Origin of the sequence: Streptomyces sp. NPDC051020 (genome assembly GCF_040683105.1) — a bacterium.
In the GTDB taxonomy this organism is placed as follows: Bacteria; Actinomycetota; Actinomycetes; order Streptomycetales; family Streptomycetaceae; genus Streptomyces.
Genome location: NZ_JBFBCG010000057.1, coordinates 1 through 13,218, shown reverse-complemented (window position 1 = coordinate 13,218; position 13,218 = coordinate 1). Strand labels below are relative to the sequence as shown.

Annotated in this window: 15 protein-coding genes and 5 pseudogenes; 16 read left to right on the top strand and 4 right to left on the bottom strand. The window is 70.8% G+C overall.

The window, feature by feature from the left end; translation table 11 throughout:
* The first annotated feature begins 5 nt into the window (after positions 1–5).
* The 5 genes from AB0N06_RS26895 to AB0N06_RS26875 are packed head-to-tail and all read left to right on the top strand — an operon-like array spanning position 6 to position 5,406.
* A complete protein-coding gene (locus AB0N06_RS26895) occupies positions 6–1,295 on the top strand; it encodes a hypothetical protein (protein WP_366137238.1) in 1,290 nt (429 codons plus the stop codon).
* The gene (locus tag AB0N06_RS26890; protein ID WP_366137236.1) at positions 1,292–2,239 is read left to right on the top strand and encodes a glycosyltransferase family 2 protein; all 948 of its coding nucleotides are present in this window, start codon (positions 1,292–1,294) and stop codon (positions 2,237–2,239) included. The genes AB0N06_RS26895 and AB0N06_RS26890 overlap by 4 nt, the downstream gene beginning before the upstream one ends.
* Positions 2,236–3,477 carry a polysaccharide pyruvyl transferase family protein gene (locus tag AB0N06_RS26885; RefSeq protein WP_366137235.1) on the top strand — a complete coding sequence of 414 codons (1,242 nt, stop codon included), beginning with the start codon at positions 2,236–2,238 and terminating at the stop codon, positions 3,475–3,477. Before AB0N06_RS26890 ends, AB0N06_RS26885 begins: the two co-directional genes overlap by 4 nt.
* Positions 3,474–4,025, top strand: coding sequence for a dTDP-4-dehydrorhamnose 3,5-epimerase (gene rfbC, locus AB0N06_RS26880; protein ID WP_366137234.1), 552 nt, complete (start codon positions 3,474–3,476; stop codon positions 4,023–4,025). The genes AB0N06_RS26885 and rfbC overlap by 4 nt, the downstream gene beginning before the upstream one ends.
* A gap of 7 nt (positions 4,026–4,032) precedes the next feature.
* Positions 4,033–5,406: a glutamate-1-semialdehyde 2,1-aminomutase gene (locus AB0N06_RS26875; RefSeq protein ID WP_366137233.1), complete on the top strand. Its 1,374-nt coding sequence runs from the start codon at positions 4,033–4,035 to the stop codon at positions 5,404–5,406.
* A gap of 12 nt (positions 5,407–5,418) precedes the next feature.
* Here AB0N06_RS26875 and AB0N06_RS26870 read toward each other — a convergent pair whose 3' ends face one another.
* On the bottom strand, positions 5,419–6,099 hold the full coding sequence (locus AB0N06_RS26870; RefSeq protein WP_366137232.1) for a phosphatase PAP2 family protein: 681 nt from the start codon (positions 6,097–6,099) through the stop codon (positions 5,419–5,421).
* A 122-nt stretch (positions 6,100–6,221) separates the two neighbouring features.
* Here AB0N06_RS26870 and AB0N06_RS26865 point away from each other — a divergent pair, with 122 nt between their 5' ends.
* The 3 genes and pseudogenes from AB0N06_RS26865 (at position 6,222) to AB0N06_RS26855 (ending at position 7,861) form a co-directional block, all read left to right on the top strand.
* Positions 6,222–6,542: a transposase gene (locus AB0N06_RS26865; protein ID WP_366137268.1), complete on the top strand. Its 321-nt coding sequence runs from the start codon at positions 6,222–6,224 to the stop codon at positions 6,540–6,542.
* A 92-nt stretch (positions 6,543–6,634) separates the two neighbouring features.
* Positions 6,635–6,911 (top strand): annotated as a pseudogene (locus AB0N06_RS26860) (adenosylcobinamide amidohydrolase); the annotation flags it as partial.
* Positions 6,912–6,952: 41 nt separating this feature from the next.
* Complete coding sequence (locus tag AB0N06_RS26855) at positions 6,953–7,861, top strand: NAD(P)-dependent oxidoreductase (protein WP_366137231.1); 909 nt, start codon at positions 6,953–6,955, stop codon at positions 7,859–7,861.
* Here AB0N06_RS26855 and AB0N06_RS26850 read toward each other — a convergent pair.
* Together AB0N06_RS26850 and AB0N06_RS26845 are read right to left on the bottom strand one after the other, a co-directional pair.
* On the bottom strand, positions 7,825–8,022 hold the full coding sequence (locus tag AB0N06_RS26850) for a hypothetical protein (RefSeq protein ID WP_366137230.1): 198 nt from the start codon (positions 8,020–8,022) through the stop codon (positions 7,825–7,827). The genes AB0N06_RS26855 and AB0N06_RS26850 overlap by 37 nt on opposite strands.
* A 239-nt stretch (positions 8,023–8,261) precedes the next feature.
* Complete coding sequence (locus tag AB0N06_RS26845) at positions 8,262–8,918, bottom strand: MFS transporter (protein ID WP_366137229.1); 657 nt, start codon at positions 8,916–8,918, stop codon at positions 8,262–8,264.
* Between the two features lie 204 nt (positions 8,919–9,122).
* On the opposite strand from AB0N06_RS26845, the pseudogene AB0N06_RS26840 reads away from it, so the two are divergent.
* From AB0N06_RS26840 to AB0N06_RS26810, 7 genes and pseudogenes are all read left to right on the top strand, one after another.
* Positions 9,123–9,350: pseudogene (locus AB0N06_RS26840) on the top strand (serine hydrolase); the annotation flags it as partial.
* A pseudogene (locus AB0N06_RS26835) lies at positions 9,347–9,874 on the top strand (GNAT family N-acetyltransferase); the annotation flags it as partial. The pseudogenes AB0N06_RS26840 and AB0N06_RS26835, both read left to right, overlap by 4 nt.
* Before the next feature lie 228 nt (positions 9,875–10,102).
* On the top strand, positions 10,103–11,323 hold the full coding sequence (locus AB0N06_RS26830) for a PP2C family protein-serine/threonine phosphatase (protein WP_366137228.1): 1,221 nt from the start codon (positions 10,103–10,105) through the stop codon (positions 11,321–11,323).
* A 40-nt stretch (positions 11,324–11,363) separates the two neighbouring features.
* A complete protein-coding gene (locus AB0N06_RS26825; protein ID WP_366137227.1) occupies positions 11,364–11,627 on the top strand; it encodes a zinc-binding dehydrogenase in 264 nt (87 codons plus the stop codon).
* Entirely contained in the window at positions 11,620–11,757 is a 138-nt protein-coding gene (locus tag AB0N06_RS26820) for a DUF6191 domain-containing protein (RefSeq protein WP_366137226.1), read from the top strand. The genes AB0N06_RS26825 and AB0N06_RS26820 overlap by 8 nt, the downstream gene beginning before the upstream one ends.
* A gap of 312 nt (positions 11,758–12,069) precedes the next feature.
* Positions 12,070–12,234, top strand: a pseudogene (locus AB0N06_RS26815) (VCBS repeat-containing protein); the annotation flags it as partial.
* Positions 12,225–12,590, top strand: a complete 366-nt coding sequence (locus AB0N06_RS26810; protein WP_366137266.1) for an FG-GAP repeat protein — start codon at positions 12,225–12,227, stop codon at positions 12,588–12,590. The pseudogene AB0N06_RS26815 and the gene AB0N06_RS26810, both read left to right, overlap by 10 nt.
* A gap of 15 nt (positions 12,591–12,605) precedes the next feature.
* On the opposite strand, the gene AB0N06_RS26805 is transcribed toward AB0N06_RS26810, so the two are convergent.
* Entirely contained in the window at positions 12,606–12,893 is a 288-nt protein-coding gene (locus tag AB0N06_RS26805) for a hypothetical protein (protein WP_366137225.1), read from the bottom strand.
* A 144-nt stretch (positions 12,894–13,037) separates the two neighbouring features.
* On the opposite strand from AB0N06_RS26805, the pseudogene AB0N06_RS26800 reads away from it, so the two are divergent.
* Positions 13,038–13,218, top strand: a pseudogene (locus AB0N06_RS26800) (serine/threonine-protein phosphatase); the annotation flags it as partial.

Genomic DNA, 13,218 nt, shown 5'->3' with positions numbered 1-13,218 from the left:
CACCGATGACCATCGAGGGGGAGAAGGCGACGGCATCGGCCGGATCCGCCAGGCGGGCCCTCGTCGGTCGGCTGTCCTGGGGACTGGCCGACCAGGCGGCCTCCAGCGTGAGCAACTTCGTGGTGGGCATCTACGTGGCCCGCTCGCTGGGGGTGACCGCGTTCGGCGTGTTCAGCCTCGCCTGGGTGACGTACGGCGTGGTGCTCAACGTCTCCCGCGGGCTGGCCACCGATCCGCTCGTGGTGCGCTTCAGCGGCGTTCCGGAAGCGCCCTGGCGCGGGGCGGTGGCCCGGTCGACGGGTACCGCACTCGGCGTCGGTGTGGCCCTCGGCGCGGCGTGTCTGGTGGCCGGGCTCGGCCTGGGCGGCCGCGTGGGGCCCGCGTTCGCCGCCCTTGGCGTCATGTTGCCGGGGCTACTGCTCCAGGATGCCTGGCGGTTCTCGTTCTTCGCCGCCGGCACCGGGCGGAAGGCGTTCGTCAACGACGTCGTGTGGGGTGTCGCGCTCGTCCCGGCCATAGTGGTGGCGGTCCGTGTGGGCAGCGTGGCCGCTTTCGTGCTCGCCTGGGGCGCGTCCGCCACGGTGGCGGCGGGGTACGGCTACATCCAGTCCGGCATCCGGCCCCGGATGACCGAGACGCGCGGGTGGCTTCGCGAGCAGCACGATCTCGGCTACCGATACCTGGTCGAGAACGTCAGCCTCAGTGGCGCGAGCCAGCTGCGGGTGTACGGGCTCGGTGCGATCGTCGGGATCGGCGCGGTGGGTGCGATGCGGGGCGCCGAGCTCCTGCTCGGCCCGTTCCTGGCGGTGCTCATGGGGCTTTCGCTGGTCACGGTCCCGGAGGCGGCACGGGTGCTACGGCAGGCCCCGCACCGGCTCGGCACGTTCTGCATCCTGCTGGGCGGGGGGCAGGCCGCCGGCGCGCTGCTCTGGGGCGCGGCGCTGCTGCTGATGCCTGGCCGGCTCGGCGAGCTGGTGCTCGGCGGCGTCTGGCACTCCGCCTCGGAGCTCATCGTGCCGGTCACCCTCGGCGTCGCGGGCGTCGGCCTCGGCACCGGCGCGGCGGCCGGGCTGCGCGCGCTCGGCACGGCCCGGCGCAGCCTGCGTTGCCAGTTGTTCGCCTCCGCCTGCTATGTCAGCGGCGGGCTCGGCGGGGCGGCCGCCGCCGGCACAGTCGGCTCGGCCTGGGGGGTCGCCGCCGCAACCGTCAGCGGCTCGGCCGTGTGGTGGCTGCAACTGCGGTCCGCCCTGCGCGAGCGCCACCGCAATCCCATCCACGAAGCGAGGACCTCATGACCGCCCAACCAAGGCTGAGCATCGGCCTGCCCGTGTACAACGGCGAGGAGTACTTGGCCGAGTCGCTCGACGCCCTGCTCGGCCAGACCTACGAGGACTTCGAGCTGGTCATCTCCGACAACGCCTCGACCGACGGGACCCAGGAGATCTGCCGCAAGTACGCCGCGCGGGACTCGCGCATCCGGTACCTCCGGCTGACCCGGAACATCGGCGCCACGCCGAACCACAACCATGTGTTCGCCGAGTCTCGCGGCGAGCTGTTCAAGTGGGCCTCGCACGACGACCTGTACGGCCGGGACCTGCTGCGGCGCTGCGTCCAGGCGCTGGACGAGCGGCCGGACATGATCCTCGCGCACACCGGCCAGGCGATCGTCGACGGCGACGGCCAGGTGAGGGTCCCCTACGAGTACGGGCTCGCCACCGACTCGCCGCACGCGCCGGAGCGCTTCCGCAGTCTGTTGTTCGAGCCGGGTGGCGACGACTTCTACGGGGTGATGCGGGCCGACATGCTGCGCCGGGTGAAGCCGCTCGACAGCTACCACCACGCGGACCGCACGTTCGTCGCCGAGATCGCCCTGCACGGGCCCTTCCACCAGGTGCCGGAACTGCTGTACTTCCGCCGCGACCATCCCACCCGCGCCGAGCGGGCGAACCCTTCCAAGCGCTCCCGGTGCGTCAACCTGGACCCGCGCCGGGCGGGCCCGCTGCACCCGACGCCCCGGCTGCTCGCCGAGTACGTCTGGGGCTTCGTCGCGGCGATCCGGCGGGCGCCGTTGTCCCCGGCCGACCGGCGCGCGTGCTACCGCCGCCTGGCCGCATGGATGACCAGCCGGGTCCGGCCGGGCGCCGGCGAGCGGGTCGAGGACCGCGCCCCGGTCGACCCGGCCCGGTTCACTGTCTCCGTCGACGCCCTCGTCGCCGGCCGTGAGGGGAGGCAGGCATGACGTCCCCGAACGGGACTCCGGTGCGCGTCGGGGTCTTCGGCCTGCTCGGCTCCGGCAACCTCGGCAACGACGGGTCGCTCGAGGCCGTACTCGGCTACCTCCGCGCCGAGCACCCGGAGGCGATCGTGGACGCGCTGTGCGGCGGACCCGAGGTCGTTGCGACCCGGTACCGGATCCCCGCGACGCGGCTGCACTGGTACCGCGGGGAGTACCGGACCGCATCGCGGGCGGGCGCGATCGCGGCGAAGGGCCTGGGCAAACTCGCCGACGCCGTCCGCACCGCTGCCTGGGTGCGCCGGCACGACGTGGTGATCGTGCCGGGCATGGGCGTCCTGGAGGCCACGCTGCCGCTGCGGCCGTGGGGCTTCCCGTACTCGCTGTTCCTGCTCTGCGCGAGCGGCCGGCTGTTGCGCACCCGGGTGGCGCTGGTCAGTGTGGGCGCCGCGACGATCGGCAACCGGCCAACCCGGGCCCTGGTGCGCTGGTCGGCGCGGCTGGCCGCATACCGGTCGTACCGGGACGCGCAGTCTCGCGACGCGATGCGGGCCATGGGCGTGGACACCGCGCGCGACGAGGTCTACCCGGACCTCACGTTCGCCCTGCCGACGCCGCGGGCGAGCGCGCCCTCGGACCCGTCGGCCCCGCCGGGCCCGGTCTGCGTCGGCGTTATGGACTTTCACGGCGGCAACGACGATCGCGCTCGGGCCTATGAGATATACCGGCGCTACCTCGACGGGACGATCCGGTTCGTCCGCGCGCTGGTCGAGGAGGGCAGGGCTGTCCGGCTGCTCACCGGTGACGAGTGCGACGCGTCGGTGGTCGCCGCGATCCTCGACGCTGTGGACTCGCCGCTGCTCACCGCTGCCGAGCCGTCCTCACTGGCCGACCTGATGAAGGAGATGGCGGCTGCCGACACCGTGGTGGCGATCCGGTACCACAACCTGATCTGCGCGCTGAAGACCGGTACGCCGGTGCTCGCTCTCTGCTATGCAGCGAAGAGCGACGCGCTCATGGCGGAGATGGGCCTTGGCGTGTACTGCCACCCGGCGCGCGAGGTCGACGCCGACCGGCTGCTCGAGCAGTTCCGTGCGCTGGAGAAGCGTTCGGCCGAGCTGCGGCAGACCCTCACCGAGCGGAGCCTGGCCGCCGCCCGGCGACTCGAGCGCCAGTTCAACTCCTTGACCGCGGCCCTGTTCCCTGCGGCCGACCACGCCCACACCTTGCGGAAGGCTCCATGAAGGCGACCAAAGTCCCGGAGATCACCGGCGCGTACCTGTTCGAGCCGACGCCGTACGCCGACGAGCGCGGCTTCTTCTGCCGCACCTTCGACGCCGACGTGGTCCGCTCGGTGGGCCTCGACCCGGACGCCTTCGTTCAGGACAGCCTGTCCCGCTCGGTCCGGGGCGTGCTGCGTGGCCTGCACCTGCGCTCCGGCTCCGGCGAGGCCAAGCTGGTGCGGTGCTCGTACGGGAGGATCTTCGACGTCGTCGTGGATCTGCGGACGGACTCGCCGACATACCGCAGCCGGGCCTTCTTCGAGCTTTCCGACGAGACGCAGGTGACCCTGTACATCCCGGCGGGGTGCGCGCACGGCTTCCAGGCTCTGACCGAAACCGCCGACGTCTCGTACCGGATCGACCGCCCGCACGATCCGGCCGAGGACGTGACGATCGCATTCGACGACCCGGAGCTCGCCATTCCCTGGCCGCTACCGGTCACATCGATGTCCCAGCGGGACCGGGAGGCGCCCAGCCTCGCCGAAGCCCAGCAGCAAAAAGAGAGTTGAGGTTGGCGTGGACACCGAAGGCACCGAAGAGTTCCTCCTGCCCCGGTCGCGGATGGCGAACGAGCGGCTGCACGCCATGATCCCCGGGGGCGCGCACACCTACGCCAAGGGCGACGACCAGTATCCCGAGAACCTGGCCCCGGTCATCAGCCACGGCCGCGGTTCCCACGTGTGGGACATCGACGACAACCGCTACGTCGAGTACGGCTCCGGCCTGCGGTCGGTCAGCCTCGGCCACGCCCACCCACGCGTGATCGAGGCGGTGCGGCGGGAACTCGACCGCGGCAGCAACTTCGTCCGGCCGTCCATCGTGGAGGTCGAGGCCGCGGAACGCTTCCTGGCCACGGTGCCGACCGCCGAGATGGTGAAGTTCGCGAAGAACGGCTCCGACGTCACCACCGCCGCGGTGCGACTCGCCCGCGCCGTCACCGGGCGCCCGCGGGTGGCCATCTGCGGCGACCATCCGTTCTTCTCCGTCGACGACTGGTTCATCGGGACCACGCCGATGTCCGCCGGTATTCCGGCGGCGACCACCGAACTCACCGTGGCGTTCCCTTACGGGGACCTGGCCGCCACGGAGGAGCTGCTCACCCGGTACCAGGACGAGGTCGCCTGTCTGATCCTCGAACCTGCCGGTCACACCGAGCCTTCCCCAAGCTCTCAACTTCGTTCGAGCAGGGGAGACCCCACTCCCGGGTACCTCGTCGGCCTGCGCGAGCTGGCCGACCGCCACGGCTGCGTACTGATCTTCGATGAGATGATCACCGGCCTGCGCTGGTCCGAGGCGGGCGCCCAGGGCCTGTACGGCGTCGTCCCCGACCTCTCCACGTTCGGCAAGGCACTGGGCAACGGGTTCGCCATCTCCGCGCTGGCCGGGCGCCGCGATCTGATGGAGCGGGGCGGGCTGCGTCACTCCGGCGACCGGGTGTTCCTGCTGTCCACCACGCACGGTGCGGAAACGCACTCGCTGGCCGCCGCGATGGCCGTGCTCACCACCTACGTGGAAGAGGGCGTCACCGCGCGGCTCCACACCCTCGGCGAGCGGTTGGCCGCCGGTGTCCGCGACGCCGCGGCCGGCATGGGCGTCGGCGACCACATCGTCGTCCAAGGCCGGGCCAGCAACCTGGTCTTCGCCACCCTCGACGAGAACCGGCAGCCGTCGCAGCAGTACCGCACCCTGTTCCTGCGCAGGCTCCTCGCGGGCGGGGTGCTGGCCCCGTCGTTCGTGGTGAGCAGCGCGCTCAGCGACGCCGACATCGATCACACCGTCGACGTGGTGGCCCAGGCATGTGCGGTGTACCGGAAGGCACTGGACGCCGCAGACCCCACCCCCTGGCTGGCCGGACGACCGGTGAAGCCGGTATTCCGCCGCCTGGCGTGACATGACGTGACGTCAGCGACGCTCCCGCCGACCGGCGTCGGCCATCCCATCGACCAGCCGGTCAGCCATCCGGTCGACCAGCCACGCGGTCGCCGGTATCACCGCCAGCGCGGTGCACCAGCCGCCGAGGACGTCGGTCGGGTAGTGCGCGCCCAGGGCGACCTGCGTCCAGCCCATGGCGGCGCCGGCAACCAGCGCCGCGGCGAGGACGAGTAACGTGCCGGCCGTCCTGCCGAGGCCGAGCAGGCCGGTCGCGAGCAGCGCCACCACGAGGGCGAGCGCGGTGAGGAAGGCGGTGTGCCCGCTCGGGTAGGACAGATTATCGCCGTGGATGGTGCGTCCCACCAGGTACTTCAGCAGCGTCGCCGCCCCCACGGCCATGGCGACGCCGGCAACGATGAGCACCGCTGCGCGAGGACGCCGAAGCAGCAGGCAGCCCGTCACGGTGGCCACGACCAGCGTCGCCGCTCCCGCGGGCTCCCCCGAGAAGTTCATGGCCAGGGCGATGTTCCGCCACGGCGACCGCACACCGTCCACCGCCAACTGGATCCACACGTCCACGCTGCCGGGCTCGCTGTGGCCGGCGTACAGGACCCCGAGCACGACGACCACTAGCGCGGCGAGGGCCGCGATCAGCCCGAGCCACGCGCGCAGGGATGGCGGCAGCACCGCGGGCGCCGGCTGGCCGATCACATGCCCACCGCGTCCGGTCGACCTGCGGTGGTTTGCCGTGATCGGTGGATGGTGTTCCGGGTCTTGACTTCTTGAGGCAGGGTGAAGGTGCGGCCCTTCATCGGACCGGTGGGCAGCCATGAATCAGCGCCTTCCTGTTTCCGACCGCGCCCCACGACGGCGGGGCGTTGTTCCCGGACGACTCCGGTGACCGTAAGTCCGGGCACGCCACGGCCTATGTGTCCCGTCAGTACCCCGGCTCCCGCGGGCAGGTCCAAAACGGCATGGTCGCGACTACCACCGCGCGGGCCGATGAGCGCGTGCACTACCCGTCGCAGACCATCCGACAGATGCGATGCACCTCCCCGTCTGGACCTACGTCATGTCGCCCCCGCCGCTACCGCGATGCCGCGCCCACGAGAACTGACAATACAATGCAGTCGCGGCAAACCGCCGTTGGATAGTCCGCGGGTCAACACTCAAGGCCGGGAAGTTAAGGATCTTGCGGTCGGTGTCCAGTGTCTTTGTGGTCGCGGGACACGCTGGGCCGCTGCCGCCGGGCACGGTGAATATCGTCGTGACCGTCCCCGTGGCTCTTTCCGACGCCGCTCTGGTCAATGCCGTTGCGACCGCCACCGAGGCGAAGGTCCAGGCGCTCCTGGATGCCGGACTCGACTGCTCAGGCACCCCACCGACGCGGTGTGCATCGCCTCACCGGAGCCTGCACCCGGCGCGGCCGGGAACCGTTCGCGGGCCCGCGTTCGACGTGGGGATCACGACTCGCCCGAGCCGTGCACACCGCCGTACGGGAGGGCGCACTGCGGCACCCTTGACCTCGAACCGCCCGCGCGCCGACGAAGGGACTCCTGCTCTCATGACGTCCACCCCTGCCAGCCCCATCCCCGAGCGGCCGACCGTGGCCGTCCTCGGCACCGGAATCATGGGATCCGGGATGACCCGGAGCCTGCTCCGCGCCGGACTCGACGTCCGCGCCTGGAACCGTACGCAGGCCAAGGCGGCCCCCCTCGCCGCCGACGGCGCCACGATCACCGAAACGGCGGAGGAAGCCGTGCGGGGCGCCGACGTCATCCTCACGATGCTGAACGACGGACTCTCCGTGGCCGCCGCGCTCACCGCCGCGGCGCCCGGGGTGCAACGCGGTCAGGTCCTGCTGCAGAGCTCCACCGTCGGGATCGATGCCACCACCGAACTCGCGCAGAGGGCGGCGGACTTGGGGCTCGTCTACCTCGACTCCCCGGTTGCGGGTACCAAGCAGCCCGCGGAACAGGGTGCGTTGACGGTTTTCGTTTCCGGTCCGTCCGCCGTCCGCCCGTCGGTGAACCCTGTGCTGAACGCGATCGGACAGCGCACGGTCTGGGTCGGCGAAACACCGGGCGCCGCCTCGCGGCTGAAGCTCGTGGTCAACACCTGGGTGATCAACATGGTGAGCAGCATCGCCGAGTGCCTGAACCTCGCGGAGGGGCTGGGCATCGACCCGCAGTCGTTCCTCGACGTGATGAAGGGCGGCCCGCTGGACTCCGCGTATCTCCAGGGCAAGTCCGCCGCGGTCCTCTCCGGCGACCTCACCCCGAGCTTCACCCTGTCCACCGCGCTCAAGGACACCCGCCTCATCCTTGCGGCCGCCGAACAGACCGGGGTGACGCTGGATCTCGTCGCCGCGTCGGCGAACCGGTTCACGCGTGCGGAGGAGGCGGGACACGGCGGCGAGGACATGATCGCCACCTACTACGCGGGCCGCCCCGCGGAGAAGGACGACGACTGACCGTCCCCGGTCGCGACGGGTGCCCTGGCCTTGCGCTCCGTGGCCCCGACGCCCGCCAGGCGCATGGTGCGCGGGGCGATCAGCTGCTCGGCGAGCTCCGGCACGGTGGGGTCGCGGTCGAACTCTGCGGCCAGTGAGTCCTTTGCCGTGGCGATGTGCATGCGCCTGCCCCCGGCAGGGCCGCCCATGCGTGAAAGAGCGAGTCGATGCGGCCAATCGGCGTGAATGGCCGGGAATGCTGGTCATCCGGCGTCACAACCGTGCAGGTGAGAGGAGCGGGAGAGGACAGAACCGCCCCACCGGTACGGGGGAGCCCGGTGGGACGGTCACTATCAGACTGCCACACGAGTCGGCCGAATGTGGCGCGACCGGCCCGTATCGATGGGCTGTTACCGGCGGGTCAACAAGGTACTGGTCGATTGTCGCCGTCCTCGTGACCAGCGCTGTCCACGGTGTTGTTCGGAGGCAGGGAACGGATGTGAGGTATTGGTGAGGGCAGTAGCCAGAGCGACGACAGGGCTCCGTCGGCGGCGGCGATGAGGAGGGTCGCTGTCAGGCCGATGAGGGTGGCAAGTAGCCCGCCGACGACGGCGCCGACGGGGCGTATGCCGTAATTGATCGTGCTGTACGCGCCGGCCACGCGACTGCGCATGCCGTCGGGGATCACCGTGGCCTGAAGGGAGTTGAGGTTGACGTCGAACAGCATCACGCCGAAGCCCGAGAGGAATTCGGCCGCGGCCAAGGCTCCGGCGCGGAGCCAGAGCGGGCCGTCCGCAGCGGCGGCGATGGCGATCGGCGCCGGGAACAGCACCGCGCCCATGACAATGCTGCGCCCCACGCCGAAACGTCGCGAGATCATCGGGGCGAACACCGCGCCAAGGAGGGCACCGGTCGCGCCGATCCCGAACGCGATGCCGATCACTCCTGCGGACAGTCCGAGGCTCCGGCTGGCGAACAGTACGATCAGCCCACTGCTTGCCACAAAGGTGAAGAAGTTGACGGTTGCCGCGCAGCCGAGGCCGGCCCTCAGCATTGGGTGTCGGAAGATGAACGTCACGCCTTCCTTGGCACGCCCCAACAGCGAGGGCGCTGCTGTGGAGGCGGTCGGTGTCAACTCTCACATCGGCGGGTTGAGCAATCGCGGATGCATGTCCATGTGGATCAGGTGTAGTCAGGCACCTGCGGCGGCCTGTTGCCGGGCCATGATGTGGGCGAGTCGGCAGGGATCACTGCCGATCACGCTGTTGGGGCCAGAGAAGCCGTTCACGCCGAGGCACGCGGCCCCGGCGTCCGCTACGTTCTCGGCCTGACGAGCACGCCGCTGTCGTGCGCCGGCGTCTACTGGGGCCATGGCGGCACTGCTCCGGGATACCGGACGCGCGGAGGTGCCACATAGGACGGTCGCGCCGTCGGCATCGCGGTAACCACCGCCCCGACCGGCGCAGCTGCACAGCCGGTGGAGGCCACCGTCGACACGGCGCTGTGCCGCCCGGCGACTGGGAGATCGCCTTTCACGCCGAGGGCGTCCAGTTGGTCGACGCCGGAGTGGCAGCAGCCCCGGATCCGGAGGCCGTCCGCCTGGGGCCGGCAGATGTGCCGGAGATGCTCGCCCTGGTCGAACGCACCCGCCCCGGACCGTTTCTGCCGCGCACCGTCGAGCTCGGCACCTACCTCGGCATCCGGCGCGAAGGAGCACTCGTCGCGATGGCCGGGGAGCGGCTGCACCCGACCGGCTACAGCGAGATCAGCGGTGTCTGCACCGACGAGTCCGCACGAGGCCGGGGATTCGCCGGCCGGCTCGTGCTCGCCGTCGCGCACGAGATCAAGGAGCGCGGCGACCCCCCGTTCCTGCATGCCTCCGCGACCAACACGAACGCGATCAGGCTCTACGAGTCCCTGGGCTTCCGGCTCCGCCGCCGGACGTCGTTCCTCTCTGCCGTCGTACCGCGGCAGCTGCCGGAGTCCGGGCGCGCCAGTGGTACGGGCGGCGCGCAGGTGGCAGCCTCGTACTGACGTGTGAGCCGTCTCTCCTCCCTGCCGGGTGACGGTGTTCCTGCGGCTGGTGTCACGGGAAGGACCTTCGGCCCGGGACTTCCGGACCGGACACCACCGGCAGGCGCCGACCGAGGACCTTCGGCCCGGCCCCTGAGGCCGTTAGCCCCGTGTCCCGTTCTTCCGCTTCCAGGTGCACTGGATGGGAATGCCGGGAACAGGCCGACACCAACACGAGGAGGCAATGCCGTGACGATCGGGCACGAGCGCGCGGCGGTCGAGCGGAGTGCGGCGGTGCCGGGCACCGATGCGGGGGAGGCCGCGGTCTTCGCTCCCCGGGTCGGGGACGGCGTGCTGTTCGGCGGGCTGTTTCTGCTGACCGCCGTGGTCCTGATCCTCGACGTGCGTACCGGTGAGGATCTGCGGGTCGTGCCGCTGCTCGTCGTCGTGCCTGCCCTCGTCTCGGTCTTCGGCACCATGCGGCAGACGGTGTACACCGCCGCCTGGATCATGGCGGTGGTCGTCACCTCCCGGCTGGTGTCCGGAGGAACGTTCTGGGACCTCTTCGTCGGCGTCGGTTTCACGGTCCTGGCCTGTGTCCTCGGAGTCGGCGCCTGTTCGCTGCGGATCCGCCATGCCATCGAGATCGCCCGGCTGCGCTCCGCGGCAGTCGCTCTTCAGCGGCAGATCCTGCGCCCACTGCCCGTCCTGACCGGCCAGGTCGTCGCCCACGGGGTCTATGCGCCGATCGAGGAGGACCGGCTGGTCGGCGGCGACATCTACGAGGTCGTCGAATCACCGTACGGAACCCGGGTGATCATCGGTGATGTGCAGGGCAAGGGGATCGCCGCGATCGGTGCGGGGTTTGCCGCGCTCGGCGCGTTCCGGGAGGCGGCCATCCGCGAGCCCACCCTGACGGGAGTGGTGGACGCCCTGGAGGACGCGGTCGCCCGCCACAACGCCTTCTCCGCCCAGACCGGCGAGATCGAACGCTTTGTCACAGCCCTGGTCCTCGGCTTCGAGGGCGAGGATCGCGTGGAGGCCGTCAATTGCGGTCATCTGCCGCCCCATCTGCTGCACGACGGCGCGGCAGCCGCTGTCCCGCTCCGCCTCACCTCCGTACCGCTGGGCATGGTGGAGCTCTGCAGCGAGGCGCGCGGTGCGGAGCGGTTCGACTTCCCGGCGGGTGCGACGCTTCTGGCATTCACCGACGGAGTGACCGAGGCCCGCGATGCCTCCGGTGCCTTCTACCCGCTGGACGCCCGGCTCGGCTGTTGGGCTGCGTACGAACCGCGTGAACTGCTGGACGCGCTCCATGCGGACCTGGACGCCTTCTCCGGCGGCGTACGGCGCGACGACATCGCGATGCTCGCCCTGCGCAAGGCATCGACCGGCAACCGTCGCCGACCGCCCGGCGCGATGTCCGGTCAGGGCGCCCGGAGGGCCGCGCAGACCTTCAGCGAGCGGTGACGGAGGCGAGACCTGATCCCCAGATGTCACGGCGAGACTCATGTCGCGCCGGGACATCCCACCTGGTGGACGGCGGCTACCGCGTCCTGAGTGGCGGACGGGGGATCGAGAGCCGGAAGGGACGACGGTGACCTCCCCGTACCGGGGATCGCGCTCCGAGCTCGCCGAGGTCCTCGACCTGGCCCGCGCCGGATCGGTCGAGGTCCACGTCGAGACGGACACCCTGGACGAGGCGCCGCCGGCGTACGAGAGGCTGCATCACGGCAAGATCAACGGTCGCGTGGTCATCCTCCCCAATGGCTGACTTCTCCAGCGGTACAGGAGGGAATGAGGACGGCGCCCCGCCGAGCCGCTCCACCGTCGACCTCGACGGCGGCCGCGCCGTCATCCGTCTCGCAGCGGCCACCTCCTCGCAGGGCTCCGGCACGCTCTGAAGGCTGTTCCGTACGGGTGTGACCGTTGGGGTGGCGATGGGGCATGGGCGGGGCGAGTTGCAGGAGGCCCTGCGCCGCTCGGGTCCGCGCGCCGGCCGCATGTCAGGTGACGGGGGGCGTACAATCGTTTGCCCTTGCTGCCGGTCTTCTTGGCTGCAAGTCCGGGACTTTCGTTCCATCGCCTCCGGCGTCACCACCTGCTCCTTCTCGTTCGGCGGCGGCACGGTCGACATGAGCACGACCCTGGCCCGCTTCGGTGCGGCCTTCACCTACTGACCCCGACGAAGCACAGCACAGAGGACTGGGAGTGACATGAACAGACGTGCACTGCGATGGAACCTCGGACTCGCCGCCGCGCTCGTGGTGAGCAGCGCCGTGACCGCCCCTCTGATCGCGCACGCGCAGGGGATCGCGACCGGCAGGGTCGCCCCCGTCGCGGAACTCCCGGACGACTTCAACGGCGACGGATACTCCGATGTGGCGGTACCCGCGCCCTCGGCAAGAGCCAGGCAGGCTCGGTCGTCACGCTGCGCGGTACGGCCTTCGGCCTCACTGGCAAGGGTGCCCAGAGCTACTCGCAGGACACCTCGGGGGTACCCGGCGTCGCGGAGAACAACGACCGCTTCGGGGCGGCCACCAAACTGGTCGACACCAACGCCGACGGTCGCGCCGAGCTGATCGTCGGCGCGCCCGGCGAGAACGCCGACGCCGGCTCGGTGTGGGTGTTCAAGTCCACCTCCTCGGGGGTCACGCCGACCGGTTCGTTCACCTTCGGCGCGGGCACGCTGGGCACGGTCGCGACGCGCGCGCAGCTCGGCTCGACGTTCAACTAGGACCTGTCCGGCCGATCATGTGACTGCGGCTTGCCCGGATTGTTGATGTGGGCATGAGGCGGGGTGATCTGACGGATGCCGAGTGGGAACGGTTGCGGCCGTTCCTGCCGCGACCAGTCGGCCACTGGCGCGCTCGCCATTGAGCACCAGACCTTCGATGTCGTCGTCACCGCGGCCGGCCACGCGCGAGGCCGTACCCAGGGCGCGCTCCACATCGAGCGGCGGCGCGCTCTGCGGTGCCTCGTCGTGCGCGTGCAGGACGGATCGGGCCTCGACGTCGCCGTCGCTCAGCTTCTGCAGCACCCATCCCGAGGGGGCTTGGGCGTGCACCATGCCCGCTCGCGGCTGGCTCTTCTCGCTGGCCGCTGCGGGAGGGTGCAGTGTAGGAGCATGTTTAGTCGGCGCTTTGCTGGCATGAGGCAGCCGTGGCAGTCGTTGGTGATCCCGGTGGCGCTCATCGTGGTGATCACGGTTGCGGATGCCGTGATCCCGGTCGACATTGTCCTCAGTCCGCTGCTGGTGATTGCGCCCGTGATCGCCGCGTGGTTCGGCGCCGGGCGTTGGACGACGGGCGGTATCGGGGCTCTGGCGGTGGTGGCCCAGGGGTTCATCGGCTGGCGCTTCGGTG

Excerpts from the sequence above, each read along its gene's own strand:
- AB0N06_RS26895 (WP_366137238.1), top strand. The coding sequence starts at position 6 with ATGACCATCGAGGGGGAGAAGGCGACGGCATCGGCCGGATCCGCCAGG.
- AB0N06_RS26890 (WP_366137236.1), top strand. The coding sequence starts at position 1,292 with ATGACCGCCCAACCAAGGCTGAGCATCGGCCTGCCCGTGTACAACGGC.
- AB0N06_RS26885 (WP_366137235.1), top strand. The coding sequence starts at position 2,236 with ATGACGTCCCCGAACGGGACTCCGGTGCGCGTCGGGGTCTTCGGCCTG.
- rfbC (WP_366137234.1), top strand. The coding sequence starts at position 3,474 with ATGAAGGCGACCAAAGTCCCGGAGATCACCGGCGCGTACCTGTTCGAG.
- AB0N06_RS26855 (WP_366137231.1), top strand. The coding sequence starts at position 6,953 with ATGACGTCCACCCCTGCCAGCCCCATCCCCGAGCGGCCGACCGTGGCC.
- AB0N06_RS26850 (WP_366137230.1), bottom strand. The coding sequence starts at position 8,022 with ATGCACATCGCCACGGCAAAGGACTCACTGGCCGCAGAGTTCGACCGC.
- AB0N06_RS26825 (WP_366137227.1), top strand. The coding sequence starts at position 11,364 with ATGTCGCGCCGGGACATCCCACCTGGTGGACGGCGGCTACCGCGTCCT.
- AB0N06_RS26820 (WP_366137226.1), top strand. The coding sequence starts at position 11,620 with ATGGCTGACTTCTCCAGCGGTACAGGAGGGAATGAGGACGGCGCCCCG.